The organism is Luteimonas fraxinea (assembly GCF_021233355.1).
GTDB classification, from domain to species: Bacteria; Pseudomonadota; Gammaproteobacteria; order Xanthomonadales; family Xanthomonadaceae; genus Luteimonas; species Luteimonas fraxinea.
The window spans coordinates 2706857-2724035 of sequence record NZ_CP089507.1; the positions used below are offsets into that span (position 1 = coordinate 2706857).

The following is a 17179-nucleotide window of genomic DNA, read 5'->3' on the forward strand; positions in this document are numbered from 1 at the left end:
GACACGGGAATCCACGATGTCCGAAGACACGACCCTCGCGCCCGAAGATGCGCCGAAAAGCGCGCTCGATCGCCTGGCCGATGCCGTCATCGCCGTTGCCGCCACCGCCCTGTTCGGGCTGGTGATCGTGCAGGGCTGGCAGGTGTTCGCCCGCTATGTGATCAATGATTCGCCCAGCTGGACCGAGCCGGTGACCCTGTTGCTGCTGGCCACCGCCATGAGTTTCGGTGCCGCCGCCGGCGTGCACACGAAGCGCCATTTCGGCTTCTTCCTGCTGCAGGACTACATGCGCCCGGCGATCCGCAAGCTGGTGGATCTGCTGATCCCGCTGGTGATCGTCGCGATCGGCGCGGTCATCGCGTACTGGGGCGCGGTGCTGCTGTTCGACGGTCTGCACATCAAGGCTGCCGGCGCGTCGCTGCCGCAGAGCATCAACTACCTGCCGCTTTCGGTGGGTGGTGCGCTGATGGTGGTGTTCGCTCTCAACCAATTCGTGGGCGTGCTGCGCGCCGCGCCGGCCGGGGAGGGCCTCTGACATGGCGATCGCGCTTCTCTTCATCGTCTTCGCACTGCTGCTGATCCTCGGCGTCCCGGTGGCGTTCGCGCTCGCCGCGGCCGCACTGGCGACGCTGCTGTATCTCGACCTGCCGTCGATCGTGCTGGTGCAGCAGATCTCCGCTGGTACGGGCACCGCTTCACTGATCGCGATTCCGCTCTTCATCTTCGCCGGCGAAATCATGATGCGCGGCGGCATCTCGGAACGCCTGATCGCACTGGCCTCTTCGCTGGTCGGCCGCATGCGCGGTGGTCTGGGCCAGGTATCGATCCTGTCGTCGCTGTTCTTCGGCGGCGTCTCGGGTTCGGCGATCGCCGACGTCTCCGCGGTCGGTGGCACGATGATTCCGCAGATGGTCAAGCGCGGCTACGACCGCGACTTCGCGGTCAACGTCAGCATCACCGCCGCGCTGGTCGCACTGCTGGTGCCGCCGTCGCACAACCTGATCCTCTACACCGCAGCGGCCGGTGGTGGCCTGTCGATCGCCGACCTCTTCGCGGCCGGCATCATGCCCGCGCTTTTGATGACCGCGGCACTGATGGTGACCGGTTACTTCGTCGCCCGGCACCGCGGTTACGGCGTTGAGATCTTTCCGGGCTGGCGCGCGGTACTGTTGCGTCTGGTGTCGGCGCTGCCGGGGCTGGGTCTGGTCGCCCTGATCTTCATCGGTATCCGCGCCGGCATCTTCACCGCGGTCGAGAGCGCGGCCATCGCCGTGGTCTACGCACTGCTGGTGACGATCGTGCTGTACCGCCAGCTCAAGCTGCGCGAGTTCAAGGACACGATTGTCCACGCGGCGCGCAGCACTGGCGTGATCCTGTTCGTGATCGCGACGGCCTCGGTGTTTGGTTGGCTGCTTGCGTATCTGCAGGTGCCCTCGGCCGCGGTCGACTTCCTGCAGTCCTTCGCGCACAGCAAGCTCGCGGTGCTGCTGATGATCATCGTGGTGCTGCTATTGCTCGGCACCTTCATGGATCTGGCCCCGCTGATCCTGATCTGCACCCCGATCTTCCTGCCCGTCGCCCGTGCCTACGGCATTGATCCGATCCACTTCGGTCTGGTGCTGGTGCTGACCGGCGGTCTCGGCCTGGTGACCCCACCGGTGGGCTCGGTGCTGTTCATCGGCACGGCGATCGGCAAGATCACCGTCGGCGAGAGCATGCGCACGATCTGGCCGTTCTGGCTTGCGGGTCTGGGGGTGTTGTTGATCGTGGCGCTGTTTCCGGAGCTGTCGTTGTGGTTGCCGGGGGTGTTGCGGGCCTGATTGGCGGTTGGTGATGGATTGACGAAACGGCCCCGCTTGCGGGGCCGTTTCTTTTGATGGGGTGTGTTCCACCGCCGTCATTCCCGCGCATGCGGGACACGCTTCTTCGACAGCGCGTAGTGCTGGTCATCATTCTGATCTTGCTGGTTTCTTGCTTGGGCTTCGGCCGTTGCTGTTGCTGTTGCTTTCAGCTCTTGATTTTCAATCGAAAGCCGTAAAGCGAGCCGAGCACCGGAGCCTGGCGTGGCCGAAGAGCAGCCCATGTCTGAGCGCAGCGAGTTTGGGCTGCGTGCCGCGTCAGGCGAGGAGCGGAGGGAACCGACGCGGCTTCATCGCGTCGGCTCGCGTCCGGCGAAGGGACCTTTTGGTTCCTTTTGGGTCCATCCAAAAGGGACTCGCACGCGCAGCGGGCGAAAGCCGTGCACTTGCTCAAGATTCTTCGCGTGTCGCTTCGCGACCTAGATGTTCGAAGCAAAAGATCAATCGCAAGAGCGAAGATCAAGGACAGGGCTTCCGCGCTGTCGCGCGGCTTACTTTTGTCTTGGCAAAAGTAAGCAAAACCGTCTTCGCCGGACGCGATCCGCCGCGATACAACCGCGGCGGTCCCCTGCGCTTCTCGGTCGACGGGGCACGCAGCCCAAACTCGCTGCGCTCAGACATGGGCTGCTCTTCGACCCCGCCGCCCTGCGATGCTCGGCTCGCTTTACGGCTCGCTTTACGGCTCGATTGAAGTCAAAGGCGGAGGCCAAAGCCAAAGTCAAGGGCGGGCAAAGCCAAAGCAATATCAAAATGGATGACCAGCGCTACGCGCTGTTGAAAAGCGTCTCCCGCTTTCGCGGGAATGACGGCGGTGAAGCCATAGCCAAGTCAAAACGAAGGACGAATCCAAATCCAAGAGCAAAGCGAAGCGCAAAGAAGACCCGCTCAAACTGCCGGAGAAAACTGACCCGAACGGAGCGAGCGAAAAGGCTTCTAACTGGAAGTCGCGACCAGTTGAGAGAGAGAGTGAGGCAAGGGAAAAGCATAAGAGAGCGAACCCTCACTCAATCCCTACCGCATCCGCATCTGTGCCGCGCGCGCCCATCGATCCGCCACCGCCGGCGATGTGAGACACGCCACCGTATCCGTCACCGTCGTCACCGCCCGCTCCAGCAACTGGATATCCGCCTCGTGCTGACGCGCGACGTGCGGATCCTCGAAGAACACCGCGCGCTGGCAGCGCCCGGACAACACCAGATCGGCGATCTGCGCATCGCCGCCGAGCGGACCGCTCTGGAAACGTTGCGTCCACGGTTGATCGCTTGGCCAGCCGCGTTGCCAGGCGAGGTTGTTGAGCAACTGGCCTGTCGTGCCGGTCGCGACGCGGCCGGCGAAGCGGGAGAGCAGGTCGAAGTGGCGTTCGGCGAATTCCAGCATCCGCGGCTTCATCGCGTCGTGGGCGATCAGGGCGACGGTCTGGTGTTCGAAGGCGTGCAGATCGTCGGCGCCGCGATCGGCGGCGAGCCCTGCATGCAGGCGCTCGCTTTCGATGAAGTCGCGCGCTGATGCCACCGTCGACAGGAACGGTTTGCTCTGGATCACGCACTGGCGCTTCAGCGCCACTGCCTCGGGAAAAATAGAAGACGGATCGACCGGATCGATCAGATACACCACGCCGTCGAGCGTGCGCTCCGGGCCGAGGCCGACGATTTCCGCGACCAGCGTCATCAGGCCGCCTTCGCGGCCGTAGGGATAGCGCCGCAGGCCGGCGTGGCCTGCGAGTGCATCGCGTTCGACGATTGCGTCGAACGTGCGGCCCACGGCATGCAGGCCGATGTCGAGTTCACGGATGCCGGCGCCGCTGGCGTGGAGCCAGCGGAACAGCGCGGCATCCGGGCGCGCGTGGTGCAGCCGGTTCGCGGCCAGCCCCAGGCGCATCAGCCCTCCATCTGTTCGAGTGCGCGGCCCTTGGTCTCGTGCACGTAGCGCAGCACGAAGAACACCGAGATCACCGCAGCCACCAGATAGATGCTGTACGTCGCCGCGAGGCCGATGCCGGCCAGCAGGATCGGGAAGCTCACGGTCACCGCGAAGTTCGCCGTCCATTGCACCGCGCCGGCGACGGCGAGGCCGGAACCGCGGATCTGGTTGGGGAACATCTCGCCCAGCATCACCCACATCACCGGGCCCCAGGAGACGTTGAAGAACACGACGTAGGCGTTGGCGGCGACCAGCGCGAGCATGCCCATGTTGTCCGAGAGCTGCAGATGGCCGTCGACCAGCGAGCCGGATGCGAACGCCCAGGTCACCAGCGCCAGCGAGATCGCCATGCCGACCGAACCGATCCACAGCAGCGGCTTGCGGCCGATGCGGTCGATCAGCAGCAGCGCGACGATGCAGGCGCCGATGCTCAGCGCGCCGGACAGCACGTTGATCAGCAGCGCGTCGTTCTCGGAGAAGCCGACTGCCTGCCACAGCACCGCGCCGTAATAGAACACGACGTTGATGCCGACCAGCTGCTGGAACGTCGCCAGGCCGATGCCGACCCAGACGATCTTGCGCACCTTGCGGGTCTGCTTGTCGACGAGATCGGACAGGCGCGGGCGGTGCTGTTCGTCGGACAGCGAACCTTCGATCTCGGCCAGCGTGGTGCGGGCCTGCGTGGCGCCGAACAGGCGCGTCAGCACGGCCAGTGCTTCTTCGCCGCGACGCTTGACCACCAGATAGCGCGGGCTTTCCGGAATCGCCAGCAGCAGCACCAGGAACACCAGCGACGGGAAGGCCTGCATCCAGAACATCCAGCGCCACGCGGGCAGGCCCAGCCACAGCGCTTCGGTGGATGCACCCGCGGCGCGCGCGAGCAGGTAATTGCTGAGGAAGGCCGCGAACAGGCCGCTGATGATCGCGATCTGCTGCATCGTCGCCAGCCGGCCGCGGTAACGCGCGGGCGCGACTTCGGCGATGTAGGCCGGCGACATCACGCTGGCCGCGCCGACGGCGAAGCCGCCGAACACGCGCGCGATGATGAAGACCAGCGAGCTGTTCGCCGCGCCGGCGCCGATCGCCGAGACCAGGAACAGCACCGCCGAGATGATCAGCACCGAGCGGCGCCCCCAGCGGTCGGCGAGGCGGCCAGCGAAGAACGCGCCGATCGCGCAACCCAGCAGCATCGACGCGACCTCGAAGCCGAGGCCGGCCTTGCTCGATCCGAACGCGTGCTGCAGGCCGTCGACGGTGCCGTTGATGACGCCGCTGTCGAAACCGAACAGGAAGCCGCCGATCGTGGCGACGCAACTGATCAGGATGATCAGGCGCGTGTTCTCGCCCGCGTGGGATGTGCTCATGCCGCGTCTTCTCCGGACGTGGGACGTCGCGATCAGCGACGCAGGTACTGGTTGATCAGGTTTTCGTAGAGTTCCTGGCGGCCGCTGCGCTGCTGCGGTTCGCCGCGCTTGCTCGCGATCGAGTGCAGGTCGGTCAGCGAGCGCTCGCCGCGTGCGAAGGCCTGGCCGTCGCCATCGTCGAAGCTCGCGTAACGCGCACTTCGCCAGTCTTCCAGCGGCGAGACGTCGAGCAATGCGTGCGCGACCTCGAGGCCGCGCGCGAAGGCGTCCATGCCGCCGATGTGCGCGGCGAACAGATCTTCGGCATCGGTCGATTCGCGGCGCACCTTGGCGTCGAAGTTCAGACCGCCCGGTGCGAGGCCGCCCTGACGCAGCACGACCAGCATCGCGCCGACGGTGTCGTAGAGATCGCTCGGGAACTGGTCGGTGTCCCAGCCGTTCTGCGGATTGCCGCGGTTGGCGTCGATGCTGCCGAGCATGCCGGCGTCGCTGGCGACCTGCAGGTCGTGTTCGAAGCTGTGGCCCGATAGCGTGGCGTGGTTGGCCTCGATGTTGAGCTTGAAGTCCTGGTCCAGGCCGTGCGCACGCAGGAAGCCGACGCAGGTCGCGCTGTCGAAATCGTACTGGTGCTTCATCGGTTCCATCGGCTTGGGCTCGATGAGGAAGGTCCCCTTGAAGCCGATGCTACGCCCGTAATCGCGCGCCGCGGTCAGGAAGCGCGCCATGTGGTCCTGCTCGCGCTTCATCTGCGTGTTGTGCAGGCTGGCGTAGCCCTCGCGGCCGCCCCAGAACACGTAGTTCGCACCGCCCAGTTCCACCGTCGCATCCAGCGCCGCCTTGACCTGCACCGCGGCGCGCGCGACGACGGCGAAGTCCGGGTTGGTCGATGCACCGTTCATGTAGCGCGGATGCGAGAACAGGTTCGCCGTGCCCCACAGCAGCTGCATGCCGGTGGCCTGCTGGCGCTGCTTGGCCAACGCGACCATGTGCTGCAGATTCTTCTCGTACTCGCCGATGTCGTCGGCATCCGGCGACAGGTCGACATCGTGGAAGCACCAGTACGGCACGCCGAGCTTGGTGAAGAATTCGAACGCCGCATCGAGGCGCGCTTCGGCCTTGTGCAGCGCCGTGCCGGTGCCGGCGTCCCACGGATACGCGCGCGAGCCGGGACCGAAAGGATCGGCGCCGTTGCCGCAGAAGCTGTGCCAGTAGCAGGCGGCGAACCGCAGGTGCTCGGCCATCGTGCGATCGCCGATCTTCCTGTTCGCGTCGTAGACCTTGAACGCCAGCGGATTGTCGGAGTCCGGGCCTTCGAATGCGATGCGCTCGATGCCGGGGAAGAACGTGGTGTCGCCGGTGAAAACCTGGGTGGACATGTAGGGATTCCGTGGTCGGTCTTGGGGGATGCGATCAGGCGCGGTAGAGCGGGGCGATCGCGTCGAGATGGCGCACGAAGGCGCGGTAATGGGTGCGGTAGGCGTCGACGGTGGCGGCGTCGGGCTGCGCGGCGGCTGACTCGTCGAGCTGCACGTGCGCATCGACGACATCGGCCAGCGCGGCCCGGTCGCCGGCATGGCGCTGCAACGCCCAAAGCGCTTGCAGCGCGGCACCGAATGCGGCGCCTTCGGGCTGGGTGGGTACCGAGACCGGCAGATCGAGCATGTCGGCGGCCATCTGCCGCCAGGCCGCGCTGCGGCTGCCGCCGCCGGTGAGCAGCAGGGTGTCGAAACGCAGGCCTGCATCGACGAACGCATCGAAGCCGCTGCGCAGGCTGCAGGTCGCGCCTTCCATCGCTGCGCGCACCAGATGCGCGGGCGTCATGTTCGATGGCGTCATGCCATGCAGGCAGCCGCGACCGGCCGGCAGGTTCGGCGTGCGCTCGCCGTTGAAGAACGGCAACAGCAGCAGGCCGTCGGCGCCGGGCGCCGTGTCGGCCAGCAGCGCTTCGCGTGCGGCGGTGGACAGCCCCAGCAGCCGGCCGATGGTCTCGGTGGCGACGGTGCAGTTCATCGTGCAGATCAGCGGCAGCCAGCCATCGGCCGATGCGCAGAACGCGGCCCAGCGCGCAGCGTCATCGACGACCGGCTGCGCGGCATGCGCGAACAGTGTGCCCGAGGTGCCGAGGCTCATCGTCAGACGGCCGGGCACGACGTTGCCGGTGCCGATCGCCGCCATCATGTTGTCGCCGCCGCCAACCGACACGCGCACGTCCGGCGACAGGCCCAACGATTCGGCGGTCGTCGCGCGGATCGGCACGCTGGCGTCCGCGTCGAGCAGCGGCGGCAGGCACAGCGTGAGATCGCGATCGGGATCGATTGCCGACAGCAGCTCAGGCGACCAGCGACGCGTGCGCACATCCAGCCAGCCGGTGCCCGAGGCATCGCCGGCTTCCATGAAACGCTCGCCGGTCAGCCAGAAATTGAGGTAGTCGTGCGGCAGCAACACGGTGCGCATCGCGCGCCAGGCGTCGGGCCGGTTCGTGCGCGTCCATGCGAGTTTCGACGCGGTGTAGCCGGCGAGGATCGGATTGCCGGCCGCGGCGATGCAGGCGGCCTCGCCGCCGACCGCGGCCATGATCGCATCGCATTCGGCCTGCGTGCTGGTGTCGCACCACAGCTTGACCGGCGCGACGACCGCGCCCGCCGCATCGACCGGCACGAAACCGTGCTGCTGGCCGGACACGCCGAGCGCGCGGATCCGCTGGCGGATGTCGGGGGCGATCTGCGCGAAGCAGTCGGCGATCGCCGTCGTCCACCAGTCGGCCTGCTGTTCGCGGGTGCCGTCGTCGCGTTCGATCAACGTCAACGCGGCGCTGGCGGCGGCGACCACGCTGCGACTGTCGGTGTCGTAGACCAGCAGTTTGACGCTCTGCGTGCCTGCATCGACGCCGGCGACGAGGGTCACGACAGGACCTGCGGATTCACGCCGGAATGGCTGGCTATCGGTGTCATTTTGGGGCGGACTGCAGCGGCTTGGATCGTTGCGACTGTAGCGGCGCGGTCGGGAAAAGCCTTGCTGCGACGCAAAATGATGGATCCGGGCGCGTCTGCTAGGGTCCGTTGACTATCGGTGTCATCCGACTGGATGCACCTGCCGTTTCTGCCTGGAGTTGCTGATGTCGCGATCGATGTTGCGTGCCCCCGTTCTCGTTGCCTGCTGCGTGGCCGGCCTGTCATTCGCCGCGGGCGCATTCGCCGCGCCTCCTGTCGCCAGCGCCACGACGGACACGTCGCCCTGGGCGCGCGGCATCGAGAACCAGCGTCAGGCCGATCTCGGCGACGGCACCTTCCTCAATCCGGTGTTCGCAGGCGATCGCCCCGATCCATCGGTGCTCAAGGACGGCGACGATTACTACCTCACGCTGTCCTCGTTCGATGCCTATCCCGGCTTGCCGGTGTGGCATTCGCGCGATCTGGTGAACTGGCAGCCGCTGGGCCACGCGATCACCAAGAACGTCGGTTCGATCTGGGCGCCGGACATCATCAAGCACGGCGAGCGCTACTACATCTATTTCCCCGCGCGTACCGGCGGCACCGAAGGCAGCGAGCGCAGCAACTACGTGGTCTGGGCCGACGACATCAAGGGCCCGTGGAGCGAGCCGGTCGACATCGGCCTCGGCCGCTACATCGATCCCGGTCATGCGGTCGGCGAAGACGGCAAGCGCTATCTGTTCCTCAGCGGCGGCGGATACGTGCAGCTGTCCGATGATGGTCTGAGCGTCGTGGGCGAGCCCAAGCACGTCTACGACGGCTGGCAGTATCCGCAGGAGTGGGACGTCGAGGCCTATGCGCAGGAAGGCCCGAAGATCAATTTCCGCGACGGCTGGTATTACATGACCACCGCTGTCGGCGGCACCGCCGGTCCGCCGACCGGCCACATGGTGATCACCGCGCGCTCGCGTTCGATCCACGGCCCGTGGGAGAACTCGCCGCACAACCCGATAGTGCGTACCGTGGATCGCAGCGAGCCGTGGTGGTCGCGCGGCCACGCGACGATCGTCGAAGGCATCGACGACCGCTGGTGGATGATCTATCACGGCTACGAGAACGGCTATTGGACGCTCGGCCGCCAAGCACTGCTCGAGCCGATCGAATGGACCGACGACGGCTGGTTCGTCGCCAAGGGCGGCGATCTCGGCCAGCCGCTGGCCAAGCCCGCCGGCGAGTCGGTCGGGCAACACGGCATGGCGCTGTCGGATGATTTCAGCGGCAGCACCCTGGGCGCGCAGTGGTCGTTCTACAACCCGACTCAGACCGAATATGCGCGTCTGGGTTTCGGCGACGGCACGTTGTCGCTGCAGGGCAAGGGCACGCAGCCGCGCGACAGCTCGCCGCTGACGGTGATCGCCGGCGACAAGTCCTACGAATTCCAGGTGGAAATGGAGATCGAACCGGGCGCGCAGGGCGGGGCGCTGCTGTTCTACAGCGACAAGCTCTACGTCGGCGTGGGCAGCAACGGCGAGCGCTTCATCATGCATCGCTACGGCGAGGAACGACCGAGCCAGATCGCGCCCAGCGCCACCGGCGGCAAGCTCTGGATGCGGGTCAAGAACGACCAGCACATCGTGACCATCCACACCAGCACCGACGGCGAGACCTGGACAAAATACCCGGTGCAGATGGAAATCTCGGGCTATCACCACAACGTGGCCGGCCGTTTCCTCGCGGTGAAGCCGGCGATCTACGCGGCTGGCGACGGCAAGGTGCACTTCCGGAACTTCCAGTACCGCGCGCTCGACTGAGCGGTTCGCGCGCGTGGCCGGGGCGTCGACGACACGACGCTCCGGGATGTACCGCTAGAATGGAAACCGCGCGACAACCCGACGGACGGAACGACCGATGCCCGCAGCGAAGAAGACCACGAAGGCGGCGGCCGTGCGGGATCCATCGCGCCCAGCGACGATCAACGACATCGCCCGGCTTGCCGGCGTGTCGAAGAAAACCGTGTCGCGGATCATCAACCACTCGCCGCTGGTCCGTCAGGATACGCGGGAGAAGGTCGAAACCCTGATGCGCGAGGTCGGCTATTCGCCCGACCCATTGGCGCGCGGACTCGCATTCCGTCGTTCGTTCCTGATCGGCATGGTCTATGACAACCCGACCGCGCAGTTCATCGTCAACATGCAATACGGTGCGCTGGATTCGCTGCGCGGCTCGGGCTACGAGCTGGTGGTGCATCCCTGCGACAGCCGCAGCCCCGATTATGTCGACGGCGTGCGCCGCTTCGTGCAGCAGCAGAAGCTGCACGGCGTGATGCTGGTACCGCGCGTGTCGGAAGATCCGGCGCTGGCGGCGATGCTCGATTCGATCGGCGTGCGTTACGTGCGCATCGCCGCCGTGTCGATGGACAAGCCCGAACGCATGGTGGTCACGCACGATCACGACGGCGCGGCGGAAGTGGCCGATTACCTGCAGTCGCTGGGTCATCGCGACATCGCCCTGATCACCGGCCCGCGCGATTACCGCTCGTCGATCGAACGCACCGGCGGTTTTCTGTCGGCGCTGCAGAAGCGCGGCATCGATCTGCCCAAGTCGCGCGTCGTCGAAGCCGGTTACACCTTCGAATCCGGCGTCGCCGCGGCGGAAAAGCTGCTGTCGGCGAAGAAGCGTCCAACCGCGATCTTCTGCGGCAACGACGAAATGGCCGCGGGTGTCTACCGCGTCGCGATGCGCGACGGCATCAACGTGCCGCGCGACCTGTCGGTGGTCGGCTACGACGACAGCCCGCTGGCGACGCGTCTGTGGCCGCCGTTGACCTCGGTGCGGCGCGACACCCGCGACACCGGCCGCATCGCCGCGGCAATGCTGATCCAGCCCGAAGACGGCCCCAGGCCGCTGGCCAGCGTGCGTCCGCATCTGATCCTCCGGGATTCCTGCCAGCCCCCCAAGTAAGTTTCTGTCCTGCCGCCTGCGGCGGCAGACGCCGATGCCCCTCTCCCTCCGGGAGAGGGGAGGACCGCCTGCGAAGCAGGCGGTGGGGTGAGGGGCTCTTGCTGGTCTTTCAGACCACAGCTGCCGCGTTCTCGCAGCTGACGCTCAACCTGCAGATCGTCATTCCCGCGCAGGCGGGAATCCAGTGCCTTCGGCTACTGCAAGGATTGAGATTTCGTCTACATCACAGGCTGACTCGGTCGAAACAGGTCTCACAGAGTCGGGCTCACGCCGCGCAAAGGCGCTGGATTCCCGCCTGCGCGGGAATGACGACCCAAGGAGTGCGCGCACTGGTGCGCGGTCGCCCGTCCGAAGCGCAGACGTTGTCATGCAGGCATCGATCGGCCCACATCCCCATGCCGCGCCGCAGAATGACACCGGTTACCGGACATCATAGAATGACCGTCCGCGCAAGAGCCCGGCGACGTGCCGTGGTGACCGTGCCCTGTCCCGTCTGGAGCCCGCCATGTACCAGAAGACCTATCACGCGACCCACCCCGGTGTGATGCAGGGCATCGACAACGACGCGCTGCGCGATCTGTATCTGCTCGACGGCCTGTTCGTCGACGACGCGATCCGCTTGAGCTACACGCACTACGAGCGCTTCGTCATCGGCGGCGCCTCGCCGGTCGCCGGTCCGCTGTTGCTGCCTGCGCAGACCGAGCCCGCCTCCGCTGCGGGACGTCCGTTCCTGGAGCGTCGCGAGCTCGGCATCGTCAATGTCGGTGCAGGCGCCGGCACGGTGACCGTCGACGGCACCGCGTATGCGCTCGCGCCGAAGGACGGCCTGTACGTGCCGATGGGCAGTGCCGACGTCGTGTTCGCGTCCGACGACGCGTCCGCGCCCGCGAAGTTCTATCTCGCTTCGACACCGGCGCATGCGCGCTTCGAGACAAAGAAAATCTCGATCTCCGACGCGGTGCCGCTCGAGCGCGGCGCGCTGGAGACCAGCAACGAACGCACGATCTACCAGTACATCGTGCCGGCGACCTGCCAGTCCTCGCAGCTGCTGCTGGGCCTGACGATCCTCAAGCCGGGCAGCGTCTGGAACACGATGCCGCCGCATCTGCACGACCGGCGCAGCGAGGTCTATTTCTACTTCGATCTCGCCAACGCCGATCGCGTCTACCACTTCATGGGCGAGCCGCACGCGCAGCGCCACATCGTGGTGCGCAACGGCGAGGCCGTCGTCTCGCCGCCGTGGTCGATCCACATGGGCGCCGGCACGTCGAACTACTGCTTCATCTGGGCGATGGGCGGCGAAAACCTCGACTACACCGACATGCACGTGCTGGACATCTGCCAGCTCAAGTAACCGGCCGCATGTGGCCACCACCCGCATCGCAACAGGGAGCAACGCAATGACGAATCCGTTCAGTCTCGAGGGCAAGGTCGCGCTGGTCACCGGCGCCAACACCGGCCTGGGACAGGGCATCGCAGTGGCACTGGCGGAAGCCGGCGCCGACATCGCTGCGGCAGGCATCAGCCCGCCGACCGAGACCGAAGCCAAGGTCAAGGCGCTGGGTCGCAAGTTCGTGTCGATCGAAGCCAACCTGACCAGCATCGAGCCGGTCGCGCGTCTGCTGCAGGAAACGCTCGACGGCCTCGGCGGCGTCGACATTCTGGTCAACAACGCCGGCCTGATCCGCCGCGCCGACGCGGTCGATTTCAGCGAGCAGGACTGGGACGACGTCATGAACGTCAACATCAAGTCCGCGTTCTTCCTGTCGCAGGCCGTCGGCCGTCATTTCATCGCGCAGGGCAGCGGCAAGATCATCAACATCGCATCGATGCTGTCGTTCCAAGGCGGCATCCGCGTGCCGTCGTACACGGCCAGCAAGTCGGGCATCGCCGGCATCACCCGCCTGCTCGCCAACGAGTGGGCCGGCAAGGGCGTCAACATCAACGCCATCGCGCCGGGCTACATGGCGACCGACAACACCGCGCAGCTGCGCGCCGACGAAGCCCGCAACAAGTCGATCCTCGATCGCATCCCGGCCTCGCGCTGGGGCGAGCCCTCGGATCTCGGCGGCACGGCGGTGTTCCTCGCCAGCCGCGCGTCCGACTACGTCAACGGCGCGGTGATCCCGGTCGACGGCGGCTGGCTCGCACGCTGATCCACGCCCGTTTTCCGACCGGTTTGCCATCTCGGCGGGCCTGTCGTTTCTTTCCCCTTCGAACACGCAAGAGAGACACGCAATGAAAATCGCACTGATGCAGGAATTCAGCCAGGCCGCCAAGAACCCGGTCGTGCTGGAGCAGCTCAACACCGTCGCCGCCGACAAGGGCCACACGGTCTTCAACGTCGGCATGGACGGCGACAACGACCACCGCCTGACCTACATCCACCTCGGCATCTGCGCCTCGCTGCTGCTGAACTCGAAGGCCGTCGATTTCGTCGTCGCCGGTTGCGGCACGGGCCAGGGCGCGCTGATGTCGCTCAATGCATGGCCTGGCGTGTACTGCGGCTACTGCATCGAGCCGACCGACGCGTTCCTGTTCGCGCAGGTCAACAACGGCAACGCGCTGGCACTGCCCTTCGCCAAGGGCTACGGCTGGGGCGCGGAAATCAACATCCGCTACATCTTCGAGAAGGCGTTCGACGGCGAGCGCGGTCAGGGCTACCCGGCCGAGCGAAAAGAATCGCAGATGACCAACGCCGGCATCCTCGCCGACGTCAAGAAGGGCGCATCGAAGGACTTCGTCGAAGGCCTGAAGGCGATCGACCAGGAACTGGTGAAGCAGGCCGTCGGCGGCGAGCGCTTCCAGAAGGCGTTCTTCGACAACGCCCAGGACGACGCCATCGTCGCCTACGTCAAGGGCGTGCTGGGCCAGTAAGCCCCGCGCAACACCGTTGCACGACGCAGGCCGCCGCCAGAGTGCGGCGGCCTGTGGTGCCAACCCAGATTTCTGCGGAGCGCCCTCACGATGCAATATCTGTTGTCGCTGCTGCTGTTGGGTGCCACGGGCTCCGCGTTCGCCGCATCGCCCACACCGCACCGCATCTTCATTGCCGGTGATTCCACCGCGGCGACCTACGGCGCCGAGCGCGCGCCACAGGCCGGCTGGGGCCAGAAATTTCCGGACTGGGCCGCCGATGGCTGGGAAGTCCGCAATCACGCGGTGGGCGGGCGCAGCACGCGCAGTTTCATCGACGAAGGCCGGCTCGACGCGATTGCCAGCGAGATTCGCGCAGGCGACGTGCTGCTGATCCAGTTCGGCCACAACGATGCCAAGCGCGAGGACGTCACGCGCTATACCGATCCCGCGACCGACTACCCGCAGCTGCTGCAGCGTTACGTCGAGGTCGCCCGTACACACGGCGCCATGCCGATCCTGATCACCCCGGTCGCGCGGCTGCTCTACGACTTCCGCTCGCTGGTCGACACGCATGGCCGCTACACGCTGGCGATGCAGGCCCTGGCGGAGCGCGAGAACGTCGCGCTGATCGATCTCAACGCCACGTCCAGCGACTGGATCCGCGTGCACGGCGAAGGGGGCGCCAAGCCCTATTTCATGTTCACGCAGGGCAAGACCGACGGTACCCATTTCAGCGAGGCCGGCGCCGATGCCGTCGCCTGTCTCGTCGCCGCCGGCTGGCGCGGCATCGATGCCGATGCACCGGTGAATGCCGTGACCGCGGCCGAGTGCAACGCCTTGCCGGCACCGCCCGCTGCGCCCGTGTCGCCGTCGGTGGTCGTGCAGGAGCGCGACATCGCGATCGAACAGCCCGGCCCGCACGAGGGGCTCGGCACGACGACGGCGTACCCGTTTTTCTCCGACGCCACCGGCTTCGATCTGATCTTCCGCAAGCGCGCCTTCTATCCCGGCGCGACGATCGGCGACCACGTCAACGACAAGGACGAGATCTACTACGTGCTGTCGGGCCGCGGCCGCTTGACGCTGAACGACACGGTCCGCGAGGTCGGGCCGGGGGACGCGATCCTGACCCGCAACGGCGACCGACACGCGCTCGACCAGATCGGCGATGAGGAGCTGGTGATCTTCATCGTGTATCAGCCGGTGAGGCGCTGAGACGATTGCGAGGGATCGCGTCACGGCGTCGAGGCGGGGCAGCAGGCCTCCAAACGCGCGCGGATGATCGTTGAAATCGTCATTCCCGCGAAGGCGGGAATCCAAGGACGTTGTGCCTTCCAAAGCAAAGTCCCTGGATTCCCGCCTTCGCGGGAATGACGGCTGTTAGCCAAAGCCGCTTCCAGCTGACCGCAGAACGGATTCCAGCGTGAACAGCCATATGGCGGGTCAGGGTGAGCTTCGGACGACTGCAGCCACTGAAAGCCGGCGCCCCTGGACCTCGCCCAGTCCCCCAATGGCACAGCCCCCGCCAATCGGCGAAAATGCCCCGGCCGCGGATCCCATCCGATCCCGGCACGGTCATGCACCAGGCGCCCTGCGCCGGCATCGTGACCACCCCACACCCGCGACGGCCGACGCGCCGATGCACTGCACGCTTTCCCCGCACGACACCGGCGCCCCGCGTCCGACACGTCGCGCACGCTCACGGACACGCTCTTGAATTCGACCTCTGCTCCGCTTCCGGCCTCCGGTGCCGACGATTCCCTGCCGCAGCGCGCGCGCATCGCGTTCGAACTGCTCGAGGCGATCCGCGACGACCGCAGCGTGCTCGACGGCCTGCCGGACGAGGCCCGTATCCGCCTGCTGCAGGCGGTCGCGCTCGTGCATCACCCCGAGCCGCGCGCGCGTCGCAAGCAGGCCAAGGAAGCCTTGCGCGAAGCCAACCGCGAGAAGGTGCGCCGCACCGAGGCACTGCTCGACCAGACCGGCATCCGCACGCTGCGCCGCAAGCCGGTGTTCACCACGCCGAACTATTTCCCGCCGCAGCCGCCGGGCCAGCACGATCCGCGCAACGCCGCGCCCGAAGCATTGCCCTATTCGGAATCGCCGGAGCTGCTGCACTGCTACGTCTGCAAGCAGAAGTACACGCAGGTGCATCACTTCTACGACCAGCTGTGCCCGACCTGCGCGGAACTGAACTTCATCAAGCGCACCGAGACCGCCGACCTCACCGGGCGCGTCGCGCTGCTGACCGGCGGCCGGGTCAAGATCGGCTACCAGGCCGGGCTGAAACTGCTGCGCGCGGGCTGTTCGCTGATCGTCACCACGCGGTTTCCGCGCGACTCCGCGCAGCGCTACGCGCAGGAGCCGGACTTCGGCGACTGGGGCGGCCGGCTGGAAGTCTTCGGCCTCGATCTGCGCCACACGCCGAGCGTCGAAGCGTTCTGCGCCGAACTCGTCGCCACGCGCGACCGCCTCGACTTCATCGTCAACAACGCCTGCCAGACCGTGCGCCGTCCGCCCGCGTTCTACGCGCACATGATGGCCGGCGAGACCGCCGCGCTGCACGAGCTGCCCGAACACGTGCGCAAGCTTGTCGGCGGTTACGAGGGCCTGCGTGCGGCCGATCTGCTGCCGGGCGGCAGCCAGTCGCTGGTCGAGAGCAGCGCGGGCCGTGCCGGCCTCGCACGCGCGGCAGAGTTGTCGCAGGTGCCGCTGCTCGCCGACGAACTGGTCGGCCAGGCGCATCTGTTCCCGGAAGGTCGCGTCGACAAGGATCTGCAGCAGGTCGATCTGCGCGGGCGCAATTCATGGCGCCTGCAGATGGACGAAGTGCCGGCGGTCGAACTGCTGGAGACGCAGCTGGTCAATGCGGTCGCGCCCTTCATCCTCAATGCGCGTCTCAAGACGCTGATGGTGCGCACGCCCGAACGCGACAAGCACATCGTCAACGTGTCCGCGGTCGAGGGGCAGTTCTACCGCAACTTCAAGACCACCAAGCATCCGCACACCAACATGGCCAAGGCCGCGCTCAACATGATGACGCGCACTTCGGCTGCGGATTACGAGGGCGATGGCATCCACATGAACGCCGTCGACACCGGCTGGGTGACCGACGAGGATCCGGTGGAAATCGCCGAGCGCAAGATCGTCGAAGAACGCTTCCATCCGCCGCTCGACATCGTCGACGGCGCGGCGCGCATCGTCGATCCGATCATCGATGGCATCAACACCGGCACCCACGTCTGGGGTCAGTTCCTCAAGGACTACAAGCCGACGGACTGGTGAG

General features: G+C 66.5%; 13 protein-coding genes. 9 read left to right on the forward strand and 4 right to left on the reverse strand.

The window, feature by feature from the left end; translation table 11 throughout:
- Window positions 1–16: 16 nt before the first annotated feature.
- Entirely contained in the window at window positions 17–535 is a 519-nt protein-coding gene (locus LU699_RS12175; RefSeq protein WP_232137869.1) for a TRAP transporter small permease, read from the forward strand.
- Between the two features lies 1 nt (window position 536).
- A complete protein-coding gene (locus LU699_RS12180; RefSeq protein WP_232137867.1) occupies window positions 537–1820 on the forward strand; it encodes a TRAP transporter large permease in 1284 nt (427 codons plus the stop codon).
- 1050 nt (window positions 1821–2870) lie between these two features.
- On the opposite strand, the gene LU699_RS12185 is transcribed toward LU699_RS12180, so the two are convergent.
- Genes LU699_RS12185 through xylB form a run of 4 tightly spaced genes read right to left on the reverse strand, consistent with a single transcriptional unit; the run spans window position 2871 to window position 8047 of the window.
- Window positions 2871–3737: a methylglyoxal synthase gene (locus LU699_RS12185; RefSeq protein ID WP_232138313.1), complete on the reverse strand. Its 867-nt coding sequence runs from the start codon at window positions 3735–3737 to the stop codon at window positions 2871–2873.
- Window positions 3737–5176: a sugar porter family MFS transporter gene (locus LU699_RS12190; protein WP_269781362.1), complete on the reverse strand. Its 1440-nt coding sequence runs from the start codon at window positions 5174–5176 to the stop codon at window positions 3737–3739. The genes LU699_RS12185 and LU699_RS12190 overlap by 1 nt, the downstream gene beginning before the upstream one ends.
- The gene (xylA, locus tag LU699_RS12195; protein WP_232138311.1) at window positions 5176–6519 is read right to left on the reverse strand and encodes a xylose isomerase; all 1344 of its coding nucleotides are present in this window, start codon (window positions 6517–6519) and stop codon (window positions 5176–5178) included. Before xylA ends, LU699_RS12190 begins: the two co-directional genes overlap by 1 nt.
- A gap of 34 nt (window positions 6520–6553) precedes the next feature.
- Window positions 6554–8047, reverse strand: coding sequence for a xylulokinase (xylB, locus tag LU699_RS12200; protein WP_232138310.1), 1494 nt, complete (start codon window positions 8045–8047; stop codon window positions 6554–6556).
- A gap of 223 nt (window positions 8048–8270) precedes the next feature.
- Here xylB and LU699_RS12205 point away from each other — a divergent pair, with 223 nt between their 5' ends.
- From LU699_RS12205 to LU699_RS12235, 7 genes are all read left to right on the forward strand, one after another.
- Window positions 8271–9884 carry a family 43 glycosylhydrolase gene (locus LU699_RS12205; RefSeq protein WP_425491074.1) on the forward strand — a complete coding sequence of 538 codons (1614 nt, stop codon included), beginning with the start codon at window positions 8271–8273 and terminating at the stop codon, window positions 9882–9884.
- Between the two features lie 97 nt (window positions 9885–9981).
- The gene (locus LU699_RS12210) at window positions 9982–11034 is read left to right on the forward strand and encodes a LacI family DNA-binding transcriptional regulator (protein WP_232138308.1); all 1053 of its coding nucleotides are present in this window, start codon (window positions 9982–9984) and stop codon (window positions 11032–11034) included.
- 505 nt (window positions 11035–11539) lie between these two features.
- A complete protein-coding gene (gene kduI, locus LU699_RS12215; protein WP_232138307.1) occupies window positions 11540–12388 on the forward strand; it encodes a 5-dehydro-4-deoxy-D-glucuronate isomerase in 849 nt (282 codons plus the stop codon).
- A 46-nt stretch (window positions 12389–12434) separates the two neighbouring features.
- Entirely contained in the window at window positions 12435–13190 is a 756-nt protein-coding gene (kduD, locus tag LU699_RS12220) for a 2-dehydro-3-deoxy-D-gluconate 5-dehydrogenase KduD (protein ID WP_232138306.1), read from the forward strand.
- A gap of 82 nt (window positions 13191–13272) precedes the next feature.
- Window positions 13273–13911, forward strand: a complete 639-nt coding sequence (locus LU699_RS12225; protein WP_232138305.1) for an RpiB/LacA/LacB family sugar-phosphate isomerase — start codon at window positions 13273–13275, stop codon at window positions 13909–13911.
- Window positions 13912–14001: 90 nt separating this feature from the next.
- A complete protein-coding gene (locus LU699_RS12230) occupies window positions 14002–15108 on the forward strand; it encodes a GDSL-type esterase/lipase family protein (RefSeq protein WP_425491066.1) in 1107 nt (368 codons plus the stop codon).
- A 498-nt stretch (window positions 15109–15606) separates the two neighbouring features.
- A complete protein-coding gene (locus LU699_RS12235; RefSeq protein WP_232138304.1) occupies window positions 15607–17178 on the forward strand; it encodes an SDR family NAD(P)-dependent oxidoreductase in 1572 nt (523 codons plus the stop codon).
- Window position 17179: the final 1 nt, after the last annotated feature.

Coding starts and splice junctions, on each gene's coding strand:
- LU699_RS12175 (WP_232137869.1), top strand. CDS start 17: ATGTCCGAAGACACGACCCTCGCGCCCGAAGATGCGCCGAAAAGCGCG.
- LU699_RS12180 (WP_232137867.1), top strand. CDS start 537: ATGGCGATCGCGCTTCTCTTCATCGTCTTCGCACTGCTGCTGATCCTC.
- LU699_RS12185 (WP_232138313.1), bottom strand. CDS start 3,737: ATGCGCCTGGGGCTGGCCGCGAACCGGCTGCACCACGCGCGCCCGGAT.
- xylA (WP_232138311.1), bottom strand. CDS start 6,519: ATGTCCACCCAGGTTTTCACCGGCGACACCACGTTCTTCCCCGGCATC.
- LU699_RS12205 (WP_425491074.1), top strand. CDS start 8,271: ATGTTGCGTGCCCCCGTTCTCGTTGCCTGCTGCGTGGCCGGCCTGTCA.
- LU699_RS12210 (WP_232138308.1), top strand. CDS start 9,982: ATGCCCGCAGCGAAGAAGACCACGAAGGCGGCGGCCGTGCGGGATCCA.
- kduI (WP_232138307.1), top strand. CDS start 11,540: ATGTACCAGAAGACCTATCACGCGACCCACCCCGGTGTGATGCAGGGC.
- kduD (WP_232138306.1), top strand. CDS start 12,435: ATGACGAATCCGTTCAGTCTCGAGGGCAAGGTCGCGCTGGTCACCGGC.
- LU699_RS12225 (WP_232138305.1), top strand. CDS start 13,273: ATGAAAATCGCACTGATGCAGGAATTCAGCCAGGCCGCCAAGAACCCG.
- LU699_RS12230 (WP_425491066.1), top strand. CDS start 14,002: ATGCAATATCTGTTGTCGCTGCTGCTGTTGGGTGCCACGGGCTCCGCG.